The sequence below is a fragment of the Pseudoalteromonas sp. GW168-MNA-CIBAN-0100 genome (assembly GCF_040309225.1).
Classification (GTDB): Bacteria; Pseudomonadota; Gammaproteobacteria; order Enterobacterales; family Alteromonadaceae; genus Pseudoalteromonas; species Pseudoalteromonas arctica.
This window is the reverse complement of sequence record NZ_JBEOOL010000186.1, coordinates 1-391: the sequence shown is the minus strand read 5'-3', so window position 1 is coordinate 391 and position 391 is coordinate 1. Positions and strand designations below refer to the sequence as shown.

The window sequence follows — 391 nt, the reverse complement described above, 5'->3', positions numbered from 1 at the left end:
GGTGCAAGAAGTGAAACGATTAGAACGCTAAAAATATCATCACTTGAAAATGCATCCAATGACTCATCTTCAGAGAGAATGAAGAAGGTAGCCGTTGGTCCAGGAACAGGTATCAAAACTAAGAACAATGTATCAGGTCAAATAACCACTCCTGACTTTCTACTGTCAGTGCTCCTGAAATATGCATATTCTGCAAAAAGACTCGCTAGGCAGGCTAAAGCTGAAAAAAGCAACAAAGACAACTTATTCTTATCTGTAAGGGGAAACCCCTATTCTGAAAACACCTTTACAAAACTGTTTAGCGATCTACGCAAAAAACTGATTGTTCATGGTTATACACAATTTACCCATTTTAAGTTTCATCAATCTAGAGCAACTTACGGAACAAACC

The 391-nt window shown here is 37.9% G+C and carries 1 protein-coding gene; it reads left to right on the top strand.

The window, feature by feature from the left end; translation table 11 throughout:
- A partial coding sequence (locus tag AAEY62_RS20645) for a tyrosine-type recombinase/integrase (RefSeq protein WP_350636123.1) occupies positions 1 to 391 on the top strand: 391 nt, incomplete at both ends.